Annotated in this window: 6 protein-coding genes and 1 pseudogene; 5 read left to right on the plus strand and 2 right to left on the minus strand. The window is 70.7% G+C overall.

All coding sequences use genetic code 11. The features are described from left to right. Nucleotides 1–3: 3 nt before the first annotated feature. The gene (locus JOD64_RS26875) at nt 4–1,239 is read left to right on the plus strand and encodes a hydroxymethylglutaryl-CoA synthase family protein (protein ID WP_307813692.1); all 1,236 of its coding nucleotides are present in this window, start codon (nt 4–6) and stop codon (nt 1,237–1,239) included. A gap of 122 nt (nt 1,240–1,361) precedes the next feature. Further along, nucleotides 1,362–1,649: pseudogene (locus tag JOD64_RS26880) on the plus strand (ISL3 family transposase); the annotation flags it as partial. Nucleotides 1,650–2,366: 717 nt separating this feature from the next. Here JOD64_RS26880 and JOD64_RS26885 read toward each other — a convergent pair. Both JOD64_RS26885 and JOD64_RS26890 read right to left on the minus strand, forming a co-directional pair. Next, on the minus strand, nt 2,367–2,576 hold the full coding sequence (locus JOD64_RS26885; protein ID WP_204944793.1) for a Tn3 family transposase: 210 nt from the start codon (nt 2,574–2,576) through the stop codon (nt 2,367–2,369). A gap of 127 nt (nt 2,577–2,703) precedes the next feature. Next, complete coding sequence (locus JOD64_RS26890; RefSeq protein ID WP_204944794.1) at nt 2,704–3,189, minus strand: group II truncated hemoglobin; 486 nt, start codon at nt 3,187–3,189, stop codon at nt 2,704–2,706. Nucleotides 3,190–3,302: 113 nt separating this feature from the next. Between JOD64_RS26890 and JOD64_RS26895 the strand changes: the two genes are divergently transcribed. The 3 genes from JOD64_RS26895 to JOD64_RS26905 are packed head-to-tail and all read left to right on the plus strand — an operon-like array spanning nt 3,303 to nt 23,997. Then, nucleotides 3,303–4,514 (plus strand): cytochrome P450, encoded by a 1,212-nt coding sequence (locus JOD64_RS26895; protein ID WP_204944795.1) that lies wholly within the window; start codon nt 3,303–3,305, stop codon nt 4,512–4,514. Nucleotides 4,515–4,528: 14 nt separating this feature from the next. After that, complete coding sequence (locus tag JOD64_RS26900) at nt 4,529–4,738, plus strand: ferredoxin (protein WP_307813998.1); 210 nt, start codon at nt 4,529–4,531, stop codon at nt 4,736–4,738. A 17-nt stretch (nt 4,739–4,755) separates the two neighbouring features. Next, entirely contained in the window at nt 4,756–23,997 is a 19,242-nt protein-coding gene (locus JOD64_RS26905) for an SDR family NAD(P)-dependent oxidoreductase (protein ID WP_204944796.1), read from the plus strand. Nucleotides 23,998–24,002 lie beyond the last annotated feature (5 nt).

Raw genomic sequence — 24,002 nt, forward strand, 5'->3', positions numbered from 1 at the left:
GCTGTGGCAGCCATCGGTATCGACGCGATCAACGTCTACCCGGGCCGGGCGTCGATGTCGGCGCGAACCCTTTTCGAGGTTCGTGGCCTGGACACCCGGCGCTTCGACAACCTGATGATGGACAGCAAGTCCGTCAACCTGCCCTGCGAGGATCCTGTCACCAACGCGGTCAACGCCGCCAAACCGCTGATCGACGCCCTCGGCGACGACGAACGCGACCGCATCGAAGCGGTCATCGTCGGCACCGAATCGGGGGTCGACTTCGGCAAGGCACTGAGCACCTACGTGCACGACTACCTGGGGCTGTCGCGCCGCTGCCGCTCCTTCGAGGTCAAGCACGCCTGCTACGGCGGAACGGCCGCCGTACAGACCGCGGCCGGTCTCATCGCCAACACTCCGATCACCGGAATGAAGGCACTCGTCATCGCCACCGACGCTGCCGCGAAGATCGACAAGAACACGTACTGGGAACCGTCCCAGGGTGCCGGTGCCGTCGCCATGATCCTCGGGGAGGATCCGCGGGTCCTGACGCTCGACAAGGGGGCGAGCGGGTACCACAGCTACGAGGTGATGGACACCGCCCGGCCACGCCCCGACCTGGAAGCCGGCGACTCCGACCTGTCGCTGATGTCGTACCTGCACTGCCTGAAGGAGAGCTACGCCATGTACGCCGATCGCGTGCGTGGCAGCGACTTTCTGACCACCTTTGACCACCTCGCGTTCCACATGCCGTTCGGGGGGATGGTCAAGGGCGCCCACCGGACCCTTCTGCGCAGCTTGTACGGCATGAGGCCCGACGAGGTAGAGGCCGACTTCCAGCGCCGTCTCGCGCACTCGCTCCGCTATGGCGCGCAGATCGGCAACGTCTACTCGGCCGCGCTCTACGTCGCGTTGTGCTCTCTGATCGACCACGCGCCGCTCAATGGACCGTCCCGGCTGGGGCTGTTTTCCTACGGGTCCGGATGTGCCTCGGAGTTCTACAGCGGAGTCACCGGCGCCGAGGCCAGCCGGATCGTCGGTGCCATGGGCATCGCGGCGGCAATCGAATCCCGCCACCCGCTCAGCACCGAGGAGTACGAGCTCATCAGTGAGCTGAGCCTGCAGCGCATGCCCGGCCACCGCCACGTCCGTTTCGACCCGGATCCCTACGACGACGTGTACCGCAAATGCCTGGATGGTCGGGGACTGCTGGTGCTGGACCACGTCACCGACTTCCACCGGGTCTACCGCTGGTCCTGACCCCTGGGTTAGCCACTGCCCGACATGCTCGCGGCAGACCCTTCGCGGGTGCCCGAGCAGTGCCCGCCATTCGTGGCTCTCCACAGTTGAGGGTGTAGTCGCTGGTGCTGGAAGACCTCGACGTGCCTGACGCTAACTTCGGCTGCCCTGACCTGACCACGTTCTGCCGCCTGGATGAACTCGGCCTGGTCGTGGTCGGTCAGCGTCTGGAGCCCGATCGTGCGGTCCTGGCGTGCCGGGTCCCTGGGGGCGGATGACGGCACCGAGGGCTGGTGCCGACGCTGCCGGGTGTGCAGGGAAAACCTCGGGACGCCGTCACGCGGGAGTTGGCGCACGAGCCGCTGGACTGGCTCGCGACCACCCTGCTGGTGACGATCCGCCGGTACCGGCGCACCGGGTGTGGGCAGGTACTGGCGGCCTCGAAACCGGCGTGCACGCCGCCGATGGGAGCTGGTCTAATCGCGGCAAATGAGGAACGGTGCCCCGAGGTTGACGATGAGCAGCGCCGCCGGACTTGCCGGCAGCGTCAACCGGGCGTACGGCGACGCACCCTCCAGGTAGTAAAAGTTCGTCGATCAGCCCGTCCAGCGGCGGCCGCGGCACTCTGGACACGTACTCCACGCTTACAGCATCGCCGACGCCCCGCCGGCAACGCGCGCCGGGATGGTCCAGCCGCGCTGCCGCCAGCATCGAGCCGGCGCCGATCCCGGACGAGGGCCCGGCCGCGGACATGTGCGTGGGATACGCGTGCTGCGTGAGCCATGGAGGTCCTCGGCCCTCCAGTGTCGCCCGGCATGGGGCAGGCGCTAAACCACCCTCTGCTGCGTTGCCGTGCCCTGCTACGCGGCCGCGGGCTGTTCGCCGCCAAAGTCGACGTCGTCCAGCGCGGGGTCGAACACGTCCGGCGGGATGTGGAGCTCGTCGGTTGCGTAGGCGCCGAACCGGAGGATATGGCAGGTCAGGTAGGGCGAGAGCTGGCCAGATCCTCACCGGTCACCTGCCACCCCTCGGAAACCAGCTGCCGGATGACCTCCATCATGTCTTTCGCGGTGTGGAACACGATCAGGTTGCACAGCAGCGAGCTCCATTTGACCGGCTTTCCTGGTCGGCCGGGTCGTTCTCGGCGATCACGCCCTGGTTACCGAACCGGCCTCTAGGCCGAGAACCCCGTCGTAGGCCTCGGTTTTCTTGGTAGCCGCGGTCACCCGTGCCTGCAGCCCCAAGTCGGCGAGGAACCGCAGCAGTGCCACGGTCCGCATCACGCGCCCGACCTCCCGGAACGCCTTGTAGATTTGGTCGTTGCGCGAGTTCGACGACAATCGGCGCATCAGCGTCACCGAAGACACTCTGCATTGCATTGTGAAGAGCCCCATTCGTCGCGCAGCCCCATCTGGTTTCGTCGTGGAGTGCCAGGCGGAGGCGGTGAACCGGATGAGCGGCACCCACCCGGTCACCACCGCCCGCTCACCAGTCCCAGGTGCCGACCGGCGGCCATGGCGACAACGGCGAGGCCCCGTCTTGCGACAGCACGGTGGAGAACCTCGAACCCTGCTCGATGCGCGCCCGCAGTGCCGATCGGAAACGCTCGTCGGAGGGCAGCCCCGCCTGCACGGCGGCCGCCATCATCAACTCCACGAATCGCGCCCGCTGCTCCTCGGTGATGCGCAGGCCCGCGTGCGCCTGGAACAACCCGGCCACGCCATCGTGATGTGCGGTGTATCCCTGACGTCCGCCCATGATCTCCTCGAAGAACGCCGCCAGATGTGCGGTGTGCGCCGGCTTGCCCCGGTAGAACATCTCGCCGAGAAGATCATCGTCCAGAGCCGCCTGATGGAAGCACTCGACGAACTCCTTGATCCGCTGTCTACCGCCGGCGTGTTCGAGCATCGTCCTGCCGTCGACGCGGGTGACTCCCTCGGCGCGCAGTCCCTCGACGCCATCAAAATCCACTAGGCCTCCTGAAACGCTCGGCGTGGTCTGCCTCTGATGGCATCACCGACCAACCCACCAGCCGTGCACACAATTGAGCGGGCGCGGGCCGTCGCAGTCCGCAGACTCGCGGCATGACCGAGATGATCGACGACCAGCAGCATCTCAGTGAATTCCCCGCCACCAGAACCAGTCCCTTCCACCCGCCGCACGCGTACCTGAAGCTGCAGGCGGAACGTCGGCTGCACCGCGTCCGGCTGCCCAGTGGCCTGCCGGCGGTGTTCGTCACCGGTCATGACGAGGTGCGCCGACTGCTGGACGACGAACGCCTGAGCGCGGACGAGACCGCTCCCGGCTACCCGTTCCTCTACGCCGGAGCGTTCGAGTCTCCCCTGAAGGGCACCTTCATGCGCGCCGACGGGGAGGCTCATTACCGAATCCGTCGAATGCTCAGCAAGGACTTCACCCTTCGACGGGCACGGGAACTGCGACCCGAGGTCGAGTCCGTGGTGGGGCAGTGCCTGGACGACATGGCCAGCGCCGGGTCCGCCGACATCGTGCGCGATCTCGCCTTCCCCGTTCCCTCACGCACGATCTGCGGACTGCTCGGTGTGCCGTACGAGGACCGGGAGGTCTTCGAGACCAACACCCGCGCCATGATCGACACCACCAGCACGCAGGAGCAGATGCTCGGCGCGATGGGCGCCATCATGGCCTACCTCACCGAGCTCGTCGCCAAGCGGGAACAGACGCCGAGCGACGACCTGATCAGCCGGCTCGTCGTCGAAGAGCTGCAGGCCGGCAATCTGACCCGCGACGAACTGGTCACCATCTCCCTCATCCTGCTGGTCGGCGGCCACGAGACCACCGCCACCATGATCGGCCTGGGGACATTCGCGCTCATGGAGCACCGCGACCAGCTCGACCTGCTGCTGGCCGATCCCGAGGGTTGGCCGATCGCCGTGGAGGAGATCCTGCGGCACCAGACGATCGTGCAGAACCCCATCCAACGGGCAGCGGTCGCCGACATCCCGGTCGGCGACGACGTCATCCGCGCCGGTGAGGGCGTCGTCTTCGTGCTCGAGGCCGCCAACCGCGACCCCGAAGCGTTCCCCGAACCCGACCGCTTCGACGTACGCCGCTCCGCCCGCAACCACGTCGCGTTCAGCTTCGGCGCCCACCAGTGCCTCGGTCATGCGATCGCCCGGATGGAACTCGACGTCGTCTTCCGCATGCTGTTCGAACGCTTTCCGACGCTGCGCCTGTCCGTGCCGGTCTCCGACGTTCCCCTGCGCCCCAACACCGTCGGCCTGTTCGGCGTCGACTCGTTGCCGGTGACCTGGTGAGTGCACCCTCGCGGGTGGTCGTCGACCAGGACAGGTGCTGCGGATCCGGCATGTGCGCCTCGGTCGCTCCCGACATCTTCGACCAGTCCCCGAGAGACGGCGTCGTGCAACTGCTCGTGTCGCAGGTGGACGCAGGATCGCTACCACGCGTCGAGGAAGCGCTCCGTCTGTGTCCGGTTGCCGCGATCGAGCTGGCCCGCCCTGTCTCCGTACCGCCACGCTGAACCGAAGGGAAGCAGGCATGCCTGTTCCGGCGGTGTCGTCCCGGTTGACGGTGTCCCACACGGACTTCGTCATGCGTAACCACCGCGTCCACGACGTGAGCGTGCTTCCCGGCGTCGCGCTGCTCGACGTGCTCTACCGCGCGCTCGCCGGGCGCGGGGTAGCGCCCGAGTCGGTGGTGGTCCGCGACGTTCTGTTTACCGAACCGATCGCCACCGACGACGGGTATGACCGGGAGGTGCACGTACACGTCGATCCGAGCGACGCTGACGAGGGTCGGGTCACGATCACCAGCCGCAGGAGCCGGGACGGTCAACCGGTCGGGTCGTGGCGACCGAACATGACCGCACGAGTGCACCTCGAGCACGCCGAGGACGACCGGGTCGACACCACCGCGCTGCTCGCCGGGCAGCAGCACGTCCGTGACGTCGATGACCTGTATGTCCAGGCCCGCAGCGAGGACATCGTGCACGGGGCACCCATGCAGGCCTTCGGCGCGATGTACCTCGACGGTGAACGGCTCGTCGCCGACCTGAGCGTGCACGCCTCCACCCGGGAACACGCGGATCTGTTCCACCTGCACCCCGCGCTGCTCGACGCGTCGACCCTGGTGGCGTTCGCGCGCACGCCGGTGCTTGATGCCCCCTTCATCCCCATCTCCATCGAGATGGTCCGCATTCCCAGGCCGGGTGGACGGCGCTGCCTGGTGCATGTTCCGCAGCGGGAGAGCCACGCCCCGTCGGGCGACGTCATGCACAACAGCTACCGGATCCACGACCCGGACGGCGGCCTGGTAGCCGAGTTCACCAAGCTGACCTGCAAGAGGATCCGGCAGCCGGGGCTGATCACCAACCTCGTCGGTGGCACGCCCTCACCAAGGACGTCCACGCCCGCACCCCGATCCGACGCCGAAGCAACCTCCGCCCTCGACGCCATCGCTGACGCGTATGTCGAGCACCTGCGTGTCCTGGTGGGTCGCCGGCTGGACCGGCCGACCACCGAGGTTTCCGTCACCCACGGCTTCTACGACCAGGGCCTCGACTCCGTCAGCATGCTGGCGGTCAGCGACGAACTGCAGGCCATCGTCAACGGCGGCACCTACCCCACCCTGCTGTTCGAGTTCGGCACCATCACCGAGCTCGCCCAGCATCTCGCCGCAGCCTACGGCCCTCCGGTGCGCCCCGCCCCACCTGCGCCCGTGGCGTCGGCCGTACCGTCGACGCCCACGGTGGCGGCGCCGGCCACCACCCTGGTCGCCCGGCGGGTGTGGCGCGCCGCCCCGATGTCGAGCCCGTCGGCCTCACCACCGCTGCTGATCCTCGCCACCGACAGCGCCCACGCCCATGAGCTGCTCGGCGCCCTGCCGGCAGGGGACCGGGGCGTGGAGGTCGTCCACGCCGGCCCGGACGGTAGGTACCTGTCGGCCGCGGCCCTGGACGAACACCTCACCGCGCTGCGCGGCGATGACACCGGGACGGTCGCGGTATGCGTCCTGGATCATCACACCCGCCCGGAGACCGATGCGGCGCGCGCACACGACCTGCTGCGATCTGTGGCCGCGGCCCTGCTCGGCACCCGCCCGACCCGGCCGATCCCGCTGCACTACCTCGCCTACGGCGGGCCGGGTGCGCAAGCGCGGCAGGCCGTGGCCGCCCTCGCCCGCACCATCGCCGCCGAGACACCCGTCCTGGTCTGCCGGACCGTCCTTCTCGACGCGGAAGAGGACATCGCGACCCTGGCCGGCATCGTGAACGCCGAGACCGGCCACACCGACCACACCGAGGTCCGTCACACCGGCGGCTTCCGTGAGACGCCCGCCCTCGAGCACCTCACCGCCGATCGGCCGTCTCGGCTGCGGCGCGCGCCCGTCTGCCTCGTCACCGGTGGTGGGGGACGACTGGCCCGGCTGCTGACCGCTCACCTGATCGAGCGATACGACGCCCGCGTCGTGCTGGTCGGCCGCAGCGACCCCGACGAGGACCTCACCGCCGCCATCGCGGCCTGGCGGTCGTCCGGCGGGCAGGTGCAGTACACCCGAGCCGACGTCACGGATGCCGAGGAGCTCGCCGCTGCGGTCGAGCTCGCCCGCATCGTCTACGGTCGACTCCACGCGGTCTTCCACCTCGCCGGCGTCATCGACGACGTGGTGCACTTCCGCAAGCAGCCCGCCCAGTGCGCGCCGGTGCTGGCCCCCAAGGTTGACGGCGTTCGCGCGATCGAGCAGGCACTCGCCGACGAGCCGGCCGAACTGCTCGTGTTCTTCTCGTCACTGTCGTCGGTCATCGCCAACCCGGGTCAGAGCGACTACGCCTTCGCCAACGCCTACCTGGATCATCGTGCCGCCGCGGACCCGCTGTCCCGGTTGTCGATCTCCTGGCCGCACTGGGTCGACGGCGGCATGGGAGCGGTGAGGGCCGCCGACCACCACGATGCGGACCTGGTGTCGCTGACCACCGACGCGGGTCTGGCAGCGTTGGACCTCGCGCTGCGCTCGTCCGCGGCGCACGTCGTGGTCGCCCACGGAGCCCCGAGCGCCATCGAACGGGTGCTGCACGGCAACGCGCGCCCGCACGATACGTACGGCGTCGACGCACCTGGCGCCGTCGCGACCGGAGGCACGCCGAGCACACCACCGGAGAGGACGCAGACACCATCCGAGCCGTCCCGCGGCCATGGCGAACCCGTCGCCGTGATCGGCATGTCCGGGCGATACCCAGCCGCCGCCGACCTGCGCGAGTTCTGGCGCAACCTGGCCGAGGAGCGCGACTGCGTGACCGAGGTCCCCACCGCCCGCTGGGACCACACGCCGCTCTTTAACCCGGACCGGGGCGCACCCGGGCGCACCTACAGCCGCTGGGGCGGATTCCTCGACCACATCGACCAGTTCAGTCCTGCCTTCTTCGGCATCTCCCGTCGGGAGGCCGAGTACATGGACCCCCAGGAGCGGTTGTTCCTCACCGAGTCGTGGCGCGCCCTGGAAGACGCGGGCTACCCCCCGGAGACGTTGACCGCAAGCCGCGTGGGGGTGTTCGCCGGTGTCATGTGGAACCACTACCAGCTGCTGCGCGACGAGCACGGGGTCGCACCGACCGCCCTGCACTCCGCGATCGCCAACCGGGTGTCCTACTGCTTCGGACTCACCGGACCCAGCCTCGCCGTCGACACCGCGTGCTCGTCATCCCTCGTGGCGGTGCACCTGGCCGTGGAGAGCATCCGACGCGGTGAATCCGACGTCGCCCTCGCCGGGGGAGTGAACCTCGCCCCACACCCGCAGAAGTACCTGCAACTGGCCGCAGACCGGTTCCTGTCCGACGACGGACGCTGCCGCGCCTTCGGCTCAGGCGGCACCGGCTACGTGCCGGGCGAGGGCGTGGGCGTCGTCGTCCTGAAACCACTGGCGCGGGCCGTGGCCGACGGCGACGCCATCGCCGGGGTCATCATCGGTTCCGCCGTCAATCACAACGGCCGCACCAGCGGTTTCACCGTCCCCGCACCCGGCGCGCAGGCCGCCCTCATTCGCGCCGCACTGGCCGATGCCGGCGTCCCGCCCGCCAGCGTCACCTATCTCGAGGCCCACGGCACCGGCACGTCCGTCGGCGACCCCATCGAGATCGCCGGCCTGCACAAGGCCTTCACGGGCGTCGGTGCCCCGCCGGTGACCCGCGCCGTCGGATCGGTCAAGTCCAACATCGGGCACCTGGAGGCGGCCGCAGGCGTGGCAGGACTGAGCAAAGTCCTGCTGCAGATCCGCCATCGGCAGCTCGTCGCGTCTTTGCACGCCACGCCGGCCAACGAACACATCGACTTCGCCTCGACGGGAATCACCGTGCAGACGCGCACGGCGCCCTGGCAATCACCGGACGGGGTACTGCGAGCAGGTGTCAGCGCCTTCGGCGCCGGAGGCACCAACGCCCACGTCATCGTGCAGAGCCCTCCGCACCGCCCCCGCCACCTCTCCCGCACCGGCCAGCCCGAACTGATCCTGTTGTCCGCCCCGGACGAGGCCACATTGAAGCTTCTCGCCACCCGGCTGCGCACGGCACTGACCGACCAGCAGGCGGCGTGCGTCGCGGATCTCGACGTGGTCCGTGCCGAGATCGCCAGCCTGCTCGGACTCGCGCCCGAGGACGTCGACCCGAACGCCACCCTGGCCGACCTCGGCCTCGACCCTGCGGCACTCACCACCCTCGGTCGCCTCACCGGCACCGACGCTCCCCTCGACGTCGACCTCACCATCGGCGAGTTCCCCGCAACGGCCCCGTCCGGACCCACCCTGGCCGACATCGCACACACCCTGAGCGCTGGGCGGCGCGCCATGCGCGCCAGAGCCGCGGTGGTCGTGACGTCCGTGCCCGAACTGCTCGACCGTCTGCGCGAGCTGGCCGAGCTGTCCGGCACCGACCGGTGGATGCGGGGCCTCGCACCGGAGGAGGCACCGAGTGACCCTGAGATCGCCGAGCTGCTCGCCGCCGGCGACCTGCGCGAGGTGGCCAGCCGATGGGTGCGCGGGGCACGCCTGACCTGGCCTTCCCATCCCCGCGGTGGACGCCGCATCAGCCTGCCCGCCACACCACTGCCAGAGGAGCGCTGCTGGCTCGGCGCCTGGGCGGCGGACCGCCGCGACAAGGACGCGCCACCGAGGACGACACACCCGGAGGGGCCCGTGGACCTGACCGTCACCGAGACGGGTATCGCGCTCGTGACGATGCGCGACGAGGCGAACCGCAACATGTTCAGCGATGCCCTGCTGGCCGGGCTCGAGGAGTCCTTCACCGAACTCGCCCGCCGCGACGACGTCCGCGTCGTCGTGCTCACCGGGGGACCGCCGGTGTTCTGCATGGGAGGTGAACCCGGCGCCTTGGCGGAACTGGCGGCGAAGAACAGCACCTTCACCGACGCGTCCTTCGTCTACGAGGGGTTGATCACCTGCCCGCTGCCGGTCATCGCCGCCGTCGGCGGTCACGCCGCCGGTGGAGGTCTCGCCTTCCCCCTCTACGCCGACCTCGTCGTCCTGTCACGATCCGCCACCTACGCCGCCAACTTCCTCAAGTACGGCTTCACCCCCGGCATGGGAGCCACCCACATCCTCGCCCACCGATTCGGGCGAGCCCTCGCCACGGAGATGCTGCTCACCGGACGTGCCTATGCCGGTGACGAGCTCGAGCGCCGCGGGGCCCAGGTCCGGTTCGCCGACGCCGCGGACGTGCTCCCCAGCGCCCTCAACCTGGCCCATGCCATCGCCGCCATGCCCGGCAGGGCGCTGCGGGAACTCAAGGCCGAGCTGGCCCGACCCACCCTCGACAGCCTCCCCAGCGTCATCGAGGTGGAACTGGCCATGCACGACAGGGTGCTGGGCGAGGACGCGGTGCAGCTGGTCCGCGACCGCCTCGGATCCGCGGTCACGCCGGCGCATCCCGACCATCGGCCAGCGCAGGCGCCTCACGCGGACCTTCTCGGAGCAGACACGTACCGGCCCGCGGTCGCGCAGCCCCTGCCCGCGGCGCCGGTGGTGCCGGCGGCGCCCGCGATGGTCGACCTGGCGCCACTACGGCCGCCCACCGCCACCTCACCCGTACTGACCCCAGCGCCACCCGCTGCCCACCCGTCGGTCAGGCGGGACGAGGTCCTCGACGTCGTCGTGCGAACCCTGGCCGATCAGCTGTACCTGGACCGCTCCGAACTCGACGCGAGCCGCACCTTCAGCGACATGGGCCTCGACTCCATCGGCGCGGTCGACGTGGTGCTGCACATCAACCGCGCCTTCGGCACCGACATCGAGTCCGTCGCCGTCTATGACCACCCGACCATCGAAAGGCTCACCGAGCACGTCCTCACCACCGTCGCCGCCCGACAGTCACTGGTGCAGTCGGTGCGGGCCGAACCCCGACCGTCCGCCCCAGGGGGCGGCGCTCCCGCGGCAGCCGCCCCCACATTGGCGGCACCGCACGCCGCGCAGGGGAGCACCATCGGGCTCGCGCCCGTGACGGTCACCGACGCGCCCGTGAGGACCCCGCCCGAGCACAAGTCCGGCACGGAGACCCGGACCGAGGCCGGCAGGTCCCGCACCGACACCAGCGACGCCCGGCCCGGTCCGACATCATCGGCCCCTGAGCAGCCACCCGCAGGCGGTCAGATGGACATCGCCGTGATCGGCATGTCGGGCCAGTGGCCCGGGGCCGGCAACCTCGACGAGTTCTGGGCCAACCTGTCCAGCGGACACAGCGCCATCGCTGAGGTCGGTCCGGCACGCTGGGATGTCGACGCCGTCTTCGACACCGATCCGACCGCGGAGGGCCGGACCTACAGTCGCTGGGCGGCGATGCTCGACGAGGTCGACTCCTTCGATCACCGCTTCTTCAACATGTCGCCGCTGGAGGCCGCGCAGACCGACCCTCAACAACGGTTGTTCCTCACCGAGGCGTGGCGGGCGCTGGAGGCGGCGGGTTACGCCGGGGACGCCGTGGAACGATCGCGATGCGGGGTGTTCGTCGGATGCGCACCCGGCGACTACGCCGACCAGTTGCGCGCCAGCGGGAAGGCCGACACCGCTTCGGCGTTCCTCGGCGGCTCCAGCTCGATCCTCGCGGCACGCATCGCCTACCAACTCGACCTGCGTGGTCCCGCCGTCGCCGTCGACACCGCCTGCTCCTCGTCGCTCGTGGCGGTGCACCTCGCCGCGCAGAGCCTGCGTACCGGCGAGACGGACGTCGCCGTCGCCGGTGGTGTCGCGCTGATGCTCACCCCGTCGCTGCAGGTTCGGTCCAGCCAGGTCGGCATGTTGTCGCCCACCGGCACCAGCGCACCGTTCGACGCCTCCGCCGACGGCATCGTCCTGGGTGAAGGCGTCGGTGTGGTCGTGCTCAAACGGCTGACCGACGCGGTGCGCGACGGTGACCAGGTCCTGGGCGTCATCAAGGCCAGTGGCGTCAACGGGGACGGCCGCACCAACGGCATCACCGCCCCCAGCGCGGACTCGCAGGCCGCGCTGTTGCGCCGGGTGCACGCCGACGCGGGTGTCAACCCGGAGGACATCACGTACGTCGAAGCGCACGGCACCGGCACCCCGCTGGGCGATCCGATCGAGTTCGCCGCGCTCCGCCGGGTTCTGGGGGCCGGCGGGGCCGGCGACCAGGCCTGGTGCGCCCTGGGCTCGGTGAAGGGCAACATCGGCCACACCACGATGGCCGCCGGGGTAGCCGGACTGATCAAGGTCCTGCTGCAGCTGCGGCACGGCGAGATCGCTCCCACTGCCAACTACGCCGAGGCGAACCCGAAGATCGACTTTTCCGGCAGCCCGCTGTTCCCGGTGCCCGCCGGCCGGCCGTGGCCGGTGGGAAGATCCGGCACCCGCATCGCCACCGTGTCCAGCTTCGGCTTCAGCGGCACCAACTGTCACCTGGTGGTGGGGCAGGCGCCCCCGCCGCGCCCGCGTTCGCCGCAGACCGCACGCGCCGAGGCCGTCGTCCTGTCCGCGCGCACCGACGCCGAAAGATCGGCCCTTGTCCGCGACGTCGCCGCCGCGCTCACACCCGAGTTGGCCCTTGAAGACGTCGCCTTCACCCTGGCCCGCGGCAGGCGCCACCTGCGGGCACGCGCGGCGGTGGTGGCACACGACATCGCCGACCTGAGGGCGAAGCTCACGGCGCTGGCCCGAGGCGACAGGCCGCAGGGCTGCTTCGTCGCCACCAGCCCGGTGGCAGCCCTCGGGGTAGGCACACTGATCGCCGTGACCGACGCCGAGCAGGCCGCCCGCGCCTTTGTCGAGGGCAGGTCCATGGACTGGTCGGGTTGGTTCGCCGCAGCCACGACACGGCGGATACCGCTGCCGACGTACCCGTTCTCGCCCGCGCGCCACCGCCCGCCGACGCCCGCTGCGCCCACAACCGCCGCGCCGCAACCGGCCCCGGACGGGGCCGTGCAGCTCGACCCACGGCACCCCTTGGTCGCCGATCACGTCATCGCGGGCCGTCCGCTGCTGCCCGGCGCCGCGACCGTCGCCCTGGTCGCCGACGCGCTCGCCCGACTGCGGGAACCCCGCTACCCGGTACGCCTGACGGCCCTGCGGTGGCGGCGTCCCTTCCCCGTCGACCGTGAATGCCGGCTGCCGGTCAGCCTGACCCCGTCGGCCGGTGGGTGGACCTTCACGCTGGGAGATCCGGACACACCGCACGCGACCGGAACCGTCGCCCGGCCCACGCAGGCGGCGCCGGTGACGCTCGACATCGCGGCGCTTCGGCGCGACTGTCCCGACCGGGTCGACGTCGATGCCCTCTACCAGGACTTCGACCGCGCGGACATGCGCTACGGTGCCACGTTCCGTCTGCTGCGTGGGCTGTGCGTCGGCCGCGACAGCGCCCTGGTCGACCTCCATCCCCCGGCCGCTGAGGCCGTCACCACCGTTGTGGACGCAGCCTTCCAAGCCACCGCCGTCCTCGTCGGCGACACGGCCGGACCGGTGCTGCCCGTGGCGACCTCCGCCATCCACCTGCACCACGACCCGAGCCTGGCCCGTCACGCGGTGGTCCGACGCCGGGGCCACCTGCGCTTCGACATCGACCTCACCGACGCCAACGGCCTGATCGTTGCCACCGTGGTCGGTCTGACCCTGTTCCCGATCGACCCGCTGGAGGGAAAGGTCTTCGTCCCGGCATGGCGGCCAGCTGGATCCGCGCCCGAGGCCAGCCCCGCCACAGGAGACGTCGTCGTGTTCTGCCGCCCCGCCGGACGCCCGTTGGCCGAGGACCTCCTGACCGCGCAGCCCGCCGCCAACGCCGTCCTTCTGCCCTTCGCCGCCGTGCCGCCACCCGGCTGGGAGGCACTCGTGGCGACCGTCGAACGGATCCACCTGATCGCGGAAGACGACTCCGACCAGCGGCCGGGCCACGACCACGGCGCTGGCTTCCTGCTCGGGATCGTGCGCAGCCTACTGTGCCACGGACGAGGCGAGGACCGTATCCACCTCACCGTCGTCACCGACGCGGCGGTGGGCGCGTCGCCCGACGAACGGGTACGCCCACACGCGGCGGCCCTCATAGGCCTCACCCGCACCATCGCCGCCGAGCAGCCCGCCTGGCGCGTGACCTGCCTTGACGTTGGCGCGGACACCTCGACCGTCGATGCCGCGGCGATCGCGGCCGAGGACGGCAGCCATCGGCTCGTGGCCCTACGCGACGGGCGCAGGTTGGTCCGGTCGTTCGTGCCCACCACACCGGCCAAGGCCCGCCCGCCCTACCGGCCCGGCGTGTACCTGGTGGTCGGTGGGGCCTGCGGGATCGGCCACGTGGTCAGCCGGCATCTTGCCCGCAGCGTCGGGGCGACGCTCGTGTGGCTCGGCCGCCGCGAAGCCGGCGCTGCGATCCGGCGGGCCCAGGCGGACGTCGGTGACCTCGGCGGACACGCGGTGTACGTGCGCGGCGACGTCGCCGATCCCGCGTCGGTGGCCGCCGCGTTGGCCGAGGCTGACCGCCACGGCGAGCTGGTTGGCGTGTTCCACAGCGCCGGGGTGCTGCGCGACCGGCGCCTGGGCAACCTCACCGACGCGGACCTGCAAGCCGCACTGGCTCCCAAGGTCGCCGGCAGTGTGACCCTTGCGGCGGGCCTCGCGGGTCGCCGCTTGCAGCATCTGGTCTTCTTCTCCTCCGCGGCGTCGTTCATCGACGCGGACGGGCAGGCCAACTACGCCGCCGCGAGCACCTTCCAAGACGCCTACGCCACGTCGCTGCGCCGTTCTGGTCTGCCGGCGACCGTCATCAACTGGGGGTATTGGGGGAGTACCGGAGCCGTCAGCGACGACCGACACCGATCGCTGCTCGCCGCCGACGGGATCCGCTCGCTCGATTCCTCCCTCGCGATGGAGGCGCTGGATCGGATTCTGGCCGCCGGAATACCACAGGCCCTGGTCATCGACGCCACCCCCGCCGGTCTGGCCCATTTCGGCATCGGCGGGGCACCGGCCGCGGCGCCGGCCGCCCCTGCCCGCCCGATGCCAACCGCCGTGCCCACCACGGCGGCCGCCGATCCCGTCGACCGTCGCGCCCGCGTGACACCCGCCGACGCCCTGTGCTACGTCCGAGGTGTTTTCGCCGAGGTGCTGGGTCATGACCTCGACGACCTCGACGAGCACAGCACCTTCGAAGAGTTCGGCGTCGACTCGATCATCGGGACCAGGCTGCTCGACCACCTGACCGGCCACCTCGGTCCACTGCCCTCCACCCTGCTGTTCGAGGAAACCACCCTCGCGCGCCTGGCGGCACGGCTGCTCGCCGACCACCCCGAGGCCATGGTCACGCGGCTCGCCCCTTCGATCCCGGACCATCCCGTGTCGACCGGCCGATCCGCCGGCACGTCCGATGGCCCGTCGCACGCCGCCATCCCGAGGGCGGCAGCGCCGGACGAGCCGATCGCGGTGATCGCAGTCGATGGCCGGTACCCGGGCGCGCCGGACCTGACCACGTTCTGGGCCAACCTGGCCGCCGGCCGCCGCGGCATCAGCGAGGTCCCCGCCGAGCGGTGGGACTGGCGGCAGACCACCGACCCGCAGCGTGGCCTGCGCGAATACCAGCGGTGGGGGGGATTCCTCGACGACGTGGCCGGATTCGACGCCGCCCTGTTCGGGGTGCTTCCCAAGGACGCCGTCGACATCGACCCGCAGGAACGGCTCTTCCTGCAGACGTGCTGGACGGTCCTGGAGAACGCCGGCTACCTCGGCGAACGACACGAGCCGTCCACCGGCGTGTTCGCCGGTGCCATGTACGGCGGCTACGGCGAGCTCGGCGCGATGGCGTGGGTCAGAGGCTCCGCCAACGGCGCCCATTCGGCGTACTGGTCCATCGCCAACCGGGTCTCCTACACCCTGGACCTGAGCGGACCCAGCCTCGCCGTGGACACGGCATGCTCCTCGTCGCTGACCGCCGTGCACCTGGCGTGCGAGAGCATCCGACGTGGCGAATGCCGAATGGCGCTCGCCGGCGGCGTCAATTTGATCGCCCACCCGCTGCACCACATCGCGCTCGGCTCGCGCAACATGCTCGCGGCAGACGGCCAGCTGAAGGTCTTCGACGACCGAGCCGACGGCTACGTTCCCGGCGAGGGCGTCGGCGCTGTCCTGCTCAAAGGGCTGGCCGACGCGATCGCCGACGGCGACACCATCTGGGCCGTGGTCCGGGGCTCTGCCGTCAACGCCGGAGGAAAGACCAGCGGCTACACCGTGCCCAATCCTCACGCCCAGGGCGCGGTGGTTGCCGCCGCGCTGCGCCGGGCAGGTGTGCGCCCCCGCGACATCGGCTACATCGAGGCCCACGGGTCCGGCACCGAACTCGGCGACCCGATCGAGATCGCCGGCTTGTCCCGTGCGTTCTCCCTGCTCGGTGACGCACCCGAGGGCTGTGCCGTCGGGTCGGTCAAGGCCAACATCGGTCACCTGGAGGGAGCGGCGGGCATCGCGGGCCTCACCAAGGTCCTGCTGCAACTGCGTCATCGCACGCTGGTGCAGACCGCCTCGCTGCATACCCCCAACCCGAAGATCGACTTCGGGGGGATCGCGCCGGTGCGCGCCACTGGGCCGTGGCCGGCTCGGCCGTCCGGTGCGCCACGTACGGCGTGCGTCAGCTCCTTCGGCGCCGGCGGCGCCAACACCCATCTGGTGGTCGAGGAGTACGTCGCTGCGCCCACCACGTGGAGCCCGAGCCACGACGAGCACCTCGTCGTGTTGTCGGCACCGGATGCGTCCCGCCTCGTGGAGCTCGCCGGGCTGCTCGCCGAGCAGCAACAGTCCGATCCGGCGCCCCTGGCCGCGCTGGCCTGCACCAGCCAGACTCGCCGGCGAGCGTTCCGTGAACGACTCGCCGTCATCTGCGCCGACGTGCCCGCGCTTGTCACCGCACTGCGTGCCTACGTCGCCGGCGAAGCCGCACCCGGGCTCGTCCGAACCGGCGACGCGACCGCCGGCGACCTCGCCGATGCCCTCACCGCACGGGACCTGTCGACGCTGGCCGCACTGTGGGTCGCCGGGACCACCGTGCCGTGGTCGGTGCTCTGGTCGACGCCCACACCCCCGACGCCGTTACCCAACACTCCGCTGCGGCCTGTCGCCTACTGGATCGACGAGCACGACACGGCGCCACGGCCCACCACCCGCGTCGAGTACGAACGGCGTGAGCTGAGCCCTGGCCCACTCGGTGACGCCACCTTCCCCATCGACTCCGTGCTGATCGTGGGCGCCGTCGACTGCGCGGTGCGCGCCCAACTGCGCGACAGAATGCTCGGCTCGGGAGTCCAGGTCACCGTCGCTGAGCCCGAGACGGCCGCGAGGATCGCAGCGGAGCTCGTGGCCGCCGGTCGCGCCCCCGCAGCCGTGACGTACATCGGACGCGATCACGTCGACGGCCTCGCCGACCCGACCTCGACGTTCCATCACGTCCTGGAAACCGTGGTCGTCCTGCTCACCGCCAACCACCGGCCCCGTGTGGTGTGCGCGCGTGTGTCCGATCACCCCGAGCAGCAACCCCACCTGACGGCGATGACAGGGATGCTTCGCACCCTCACCGCTGAGACCGGGTGCGCCGGAATCTGTGTCGCCTCCGACGACCCGGCGGCGGCCGCCGGGCAGATCCTGGGCGAACTGCGCCATGGAACGGACGACGACGTCGAACACCGCGCCGGTCGCCGCCTGGTCGGCGCGATGCGCACCTACCGGCCCGTCCCCGCCCGTCCGGGCTGGGTCCGGCCCGACGGCGCCTACCTCGTCACCGGAGGGGCCGGCGCACTCGGGTTGCACATCGCCGCGCTGCTGGCGGCCCGCGGCGCGACGGAGATCATCCTGCTCGGCCGCTCCGCCCTCACCGCTGATCAGGCCGACCGGATCAGCGCTCTACGCCGGCCGGGAGTGACCGTGCGTCACCTGCGCTGCGACGTCGCTGATCCGGCAGCGCTGGCGCAGGCGCTCGCCGACGCCCGCCGCCACCGGCCGCTGCGGGGAATCGTGCACTGCGCCGGAGTCATCCGCGACGCCCGCCTCGTCGACAAGACGCCCGCGCAGATCGCCGAGGTCCTCGCCCCGAAACTCACCGGCACGCTCGCCCTCGACCAGGCTACAGCGGAGGACCCGCTGGACTTCTTCGTTCTGTTCTCCTCCGTCGCGGCGACCGTGGGCAACCCCGGACAGGTCGACTACAGCTATGCCAACGCCTTCCTCGACGCGTTTGCGTCCACCCGAACGACGTGGGTCGCCGCAGGACGCCGCCGCGGCCACACACTGTCCATCGGCTGGCCGCTGTGGGCCGACGGCGGCATGGGTGTGCCTGCGGCGGTCCTCGATCGGCTCCGCAGCCGTTTCGGAATGGTCCCGATGACCTCCGACACCGCAACCGCCGTGCTGGAAACCCTGCTCGCCGGCCGGGACCCCGCAGTCGTCGTGGTCGAAAAACTCGTCGATCCCGAACCGTCCACGCCCTTGGGAGGGCCGCCAGCCGCTGCGGCGCCGCCCCGAGCCGTACCGTTTGACGCGTCCCGCGACACGCACCAACCAGACGCGCTGGAGCCACTGCGCGATTTGGCGGCGTCGTTCCTGCTCGTCGACGCCAAGGACGTCGACATCGACACCGAGCTCATGGACCTCGGGTTCGACTCGATCTCCATGTCCCAGCTCACCGAGCAGATCAACCGGATCTACGACCTCGAGATACTGCCGACGGTCCTCTTCGAGCACCCGACCCTGGCGGCACTCGCCGGTTACCTCCACACCGAGCGTCGCGCCACACCGGCTGCTGACGCGGCGCCAACGACCTCAACCGCCAGCGAGAGCGTCCGCGACATCGCCGTCGTCGGCATGGCGGGCATCATGCCCAAGTCACCCGACCTGGACACCTTCTGGCGCCACCTCGCCGCCGGCCACGACCTGGTCCGACACGTTCCCGAAGACCGCGAGGCGCTGCTCGCCGACCCCCGCACCCGCCACCTGGTCGGTGGCTTCCTCGACCAGGTCGGCGAGTTCGACGCCACCCTGTTCGGCATCTCGCCCAAGGAAGCCGCGCTGATGGACCCGCAGCAGCGTCTCTTCCTGCACTGCGTCTGGTCGGCGATCGCCAACGCCGGACACGCCACCGCATCCCTGGCGGGCACCCTGACAGGGCTCTTCGTGGGCGTATCGACCCACGACTACGAGGACCTGATGACCCTCGACGGCATCCCGGTCCGGGCGCACATGGCCACCGGCCTGTCGCACGCCGTGCTGGCCAACCGGGTGTCGCACCTGCTGGATCTGCGTGGCCCCAGCGAGGCCGTCGACACCGCGTGCTCCAGTTCGCTGGTGGCCCTGCACCGCGCCGTCCGAGCGTTGCGCAGCGGCGAGTGCGACACCGCCATCGTCGGTGGGGTTTCCGTCCTGCTCACCCCCGGCCTGTTCACCGCTTTCACCGAGGCGGGCATGCTCAGCCCACACGGTCGGTGCGCCACGTTCGACAAGGCCGCGGATGGCTACGTCCGCGGAGAAGGCGCCGGCGCCGTGGTGCTCAAGTCCCTGGCGCGGGCCCTTGCCGACGGCGACCACGTGCACGCGGTCATCCGGGGAAGCGCGGTCAACCATGGTGGAAGGGCCGCCTCGCTGACAGCTCCCAACCCTCGAGCGCAGGCCGAGGTCCTGACCGCCGCCCACCGCGACGCGGGCCTCGACCCAGACGACATCTCCTACCTGGAGGCCCACGGCACGGGCACCAGGCTGGGTGACCCCGTCGAGATCGAGGGCATCAAGAAGGCCTTTCCCGTGCGACGCGCCGGGCAACAGCTCGCCGTCGGCTCGGTCAAGACCAACATCGGCCACCTCGAGGCAGCCGCGGGGATCGCCGGCCTGCTCAAGGCCCTCCTCGCGCTGCGCCACCGGCACCTGCCGCCTCACCTGCACCTGTCCGAACTCAATCCCCACATCCGACTGGCCGGCACCAGCCTCACCATCACCGATCAGCTCACCGCCTGGCAGGCGCCCGTCCTGAGGGCCGGCATCAGCTCCTTCGGCTTCGGTGGCACCAACGCCCACGTCGTGGTGGAACAGCCCCCGACGCTCCCCGCGCCGGCGGCCGACGGCCCGCTGGCCTTTCCGCTGTCCGCACCTGATCCCGCCCGGCTCGCGGACTATGCGAGCCGGTTGGCAGAACACATCAGCACGGAGCCCGTCGACCTCGCCAGCGTCGCCTACACCCTGCAGACCGGCCGCGACGGACACCCCAGCCGCCTGGTCGTGCACACCGCCGACCGCGCCGACCTCGTCGCCGCCTTGCGGGCCGCCGCCCGGCGCGTCGACCACCCCGCCGTGACAACCCTCGACTCACCGCAGAGGCAGGGGCTGGTGGCGCAGCTCGTCCACTCCTTCCTCACCGGGCACGACGTCGCCTGGGACCGGCAGTGGGCGGTACGTCCCCGCCGGGCGCCGCTGCCGACGTTCGCGCTCGCCCGAACGACGTACTGGTACACCGATGCGGCGGCCGGCGTGGTCGCGCCGAGCGCGGTGACGCGGGGCGCCGCCGCCCCACCCGCGAGCCCTCGGCCCTCGCTCGACAACGGCCACCGTGCGGCAGCCATCACCGCCATCGCCCTCGAGCCGGCACCGGCGTCCACCTCGCTGCGCGGTCGTAACGGCACCGGATCCGCCGGTCCTCACCCCAACGGCATCCTGCCCGTCGAGGAGCACGGGACCCGCGGCGGTGGCGGGCAGGACGTCTCGGAGCGCATCCGCCGTACGATCCGATCCGAGCTGGTCGACCTGCTGGGCCTCGACCCGTCCACCCTCACCGACGACGGGTCACTGCGAGCCCTCGGTTTGGACTCGATCTTCACACTCGACCTGACTCACCGCCTCACCGACGCGTTGGGTCCCGTCCTCGACGCGGCTCAGGTGTACGACCACGACAGCGTGGACCTGCTCACCGGGATGCTCACCGAATCGCTGGGCAATGCCCCGGTCGCGCCGGTGACCGAAACCGCCGTTGGCGACAACCACGTCGCGGGGCAGGACGGTGACACGGTGATTGACAAGCGGGACCTGGCGGCGGACCCCGCTCTCGCTGCGACCGTCGCCTCGCTCGATGCCAGCTACGGGGTGGAAAGCGGCCTGGCCGGACGCGACATCGCCCCGGTCCTGTTCGTTCCCGCCGATCACAGCGGGTACGTCGAGTTCGCCTGGTCGGAACGAGCGGCCCTGGTGTGGGGCTACACCGGGCCCGAGGAGGCCCGCATCCCTGTGGTCGACCGCTTCGCGCAGTACATGACGTCGCGGGCCCGGCGGGTCAACGTCCTGTCTCCGGTCCGGCTCACCGAACTGGCCGGCCAGCCCTGCACCGCCACCCCCTTCGGTGTCGTGCAGCACCTGACCGATCTGACCTCGTTCACCATCGAGGGCGGCCGGATGCGACGACTCCGAGGCAACATCAGCAAGTTCACCCGCCAGGGCGCCGTCGACGTCACCGAGTACCGGCCGGGAACCCACCCCGCGACCGACGCGGCCATCGTGGGCCTCGTCGACGAATGGACGGCCGGCAAGAAGCACGTCAACCGCTACGTCTCGCGCGTCCGATCGGACCTCGCCCGGGGGGCGCTGCCCGACGCGCACCGACTGTTCCTCACCCGGCTCAACGGTGACCTGATGGCGGCGGTCGTCGTGACCAGGATGGCCAGTGAGTTCGGCTACCTGCTCGACGTCGAGTTCTACCGCCGGAAGATGCCGCTGGGCGGCCTCGAGTTCACGATCGTGCACATCATCGACACGGTGCGGGCGGAAGGCGCCACCATCTTCAGCTTCGGCGCCACGTTCGGCGTGCAGGTAGGTCAGTCCGACAACGCCTCGCCTGCCGCGGTCAGGGCGCTGAGCAGACTGAGCGAGGCCGGGGTCAGCGGCGCCGGCAATTACCAGTTCAAGAGCAAGTTCCGTCCGATCGAGATGCCGATCTACCTGTGCCAGCCCGTGGCCAGGCCCAGCTCGGTCGAGGAGGTGCTCCTGATGATCGCCTCCCCTGAGCAGCGAGCCGCCGGCCGCCCCGCGAGCACCGACGGCGTCACCGGTGACGACGACAGGAACCCCGATCGCCGGCACGACACCGCTTTGAAGGACCGGCCCTCATCTGCGGCGCAAGCCGACTCGCCCCTGGCCGCCGCCGACTGGAACGTCCTGCGATTGAGCCCGGACGTGATCGGCGTCGACCTGATCACAGACTCCTGGGCCGAGCGGCAGGACCCCTGGATCGCGACCCGGCAGCGGAAGCTGCTTGACAGCCTGGACATCCAGCCGGACCGGATGGAGGTGCCCTGGCTGCCGTTCCCCACCGTCCTTCCCACCGCCAGCGGGCGCGCCGCCGAGCGCCTGCTCTGCCGTGCCTGGGCGGGCCGACGTGGCGTCGTGCTGCACAACGGGGTTTTCCCCACCTGGCTGGTCGCGCTCGCCGAGAGCCGGTTCTCGCCGGTCGCGCTGGTGCATCCACCGGCCCCGGAAGTGGACTTCGCCGGCGACCTTCCCTTGGCCGTGCTGGACGCTGCTCTCGTCGAGCACGCCGAGCAAATCGCGTTCGTCGTGGTCGAACCCGGGGCCAACGCCTGCGGTGGCGAGCCGATGTCGCTGGCGAACCTGCGATCTGTTGCTCAACGGCTGCACGCGCGAGGTGTGCCGCTGGTGCTGGATGCCACTCGTCTGCTCGACAACGTCGCGGCCATCGTCGAGCGGGAGGCGGGCCAGGTCGGCCGTGACCCCTGGGCTGTCCTCCGCGAGATGGCGTCCCTGGCCGATGCGCTCACCCTCAGCCTGTCCAAGGACTTCGGGCTCGCCTCCGGGGGCCTCATCGCCACCCGCGACCCGGCACTGGGGGAGCGGATCCGCGCCGACCAGGCGTTGCACGGTGCTGACATCGGCAGACTCGATCGGGCGCTGGCCCGAACCGCACTTCGTGGTGCAGACGTGGTCTGGGATGGGGTCCTTCGCCGCTGCGAGGCCGTGCGTGCGCTGCGCGGGCCGCTGACCGAGGCCGGGCTGCCGGTCGTCGGCACCGACGGCGCGCACTGCGTCCTGCTCGACGTGGCCGCCATGCCGCGGTTCGCCGAGTTGACCGAGTCGGTCGCCTCGTTCCTGGCATGGCTCTACGACACCACGGGGGTACGGGGCGGACCACACCTGTCCGGCGGCGGCGCCCATCCGAGCAGGGACCGGTGCGTTCGGCTCGCCGTGCCGGTGGGCATGGATGCCGTGACGGCGCGCCGGGTGGGACGGCAGATCGCAACGGCGGCATCGGGCACGGTCTCGGCGCCGAACCTGACCCGCGAGTCACCACCCGGCGTCGTCGCCCAAGACGCGCGCTACCGTCCGGTTGCCGCCTCGCTGCCGACGTGGTTCGGGCGGCAGCTGACCGAGCTGGGTCAATCGCTGCGCCGTCCCGGTTACACGCCCGGCGACGACAACCTCGGGGTGCTGCGCGAGATATGCCCTGCGGTCGCCTGCCACCTGCTGGAGGTCGCCGAGGGAACTGTCGAGGTGTTCGAGGTCGGCTCCGGGCCGACGCTGGTGCTGATGCACCCGTTCAACGTCGGCGCCGGCATGTTCGCCCCGCAGCTGGCGGGGTTGGCCGACCGGTTCCGCGTCATCGTCATCCACCAACCAGGCGTCGGACGCACCCGGGTGCCCTCGGCGTTGACCCTCGACGGTGTCGCCGAGCTGCAGCGTGCCGTGCTGGCCGAGCGGGGCATCACCGAGCCCGTTCACGTGGGTGGCGCCTCGGTGGGCTCCATCTTCGCCGAGTACTACACGTTGCGCTATCCCGAACAGGTGCTGTCCCTGAGCCTGCTAGGCGGCTCCTACAAGTTCGCCAACCGCAAGGGCCGCATAGACAAACTCGCCGAGGTCCTGGCGGAGGACTTTGGGGCCATCAACGACGGCGGCGGCCGGATCGACCCGGCCACCGCCGCGGAGCTGACAGCACTGCTGCTGCGCTGCGAGAGCATGGACCCGAAGACCGGGCTGAAGTACCTGAGCCTGTTCACGGAGCAGGACCTGAGCGGGCGACTGCCGGACATCAGCGTGCCGACTTTGGTGGTGCAGGGCCGGCACGACTCGGTGGTCGGGGTCAAGACCGGGCACTTCATGCACGGGGCGATACCCGATGCCCGATACGTGGAACTGCCGAACTCTGGGCACTTCGTCTGCTTCACCGATGCGGAACGGGTCAACGAGGAACTCACCGGGTTCCTCATCGGTGCGACGACGCCCGTCGGGTCGGCGCAGGGGAGGCCATAGGTTAG

The sequence above is a fragment of the Micromonospora luteifusca genome (assembly GCF_016907275.1).
GTDB lineage: Bacteria > Actinomycetota > Actinomycetes > Mycobacteriales > Micromonosporaceae > Micromonospora > Micromonospora luteifusca.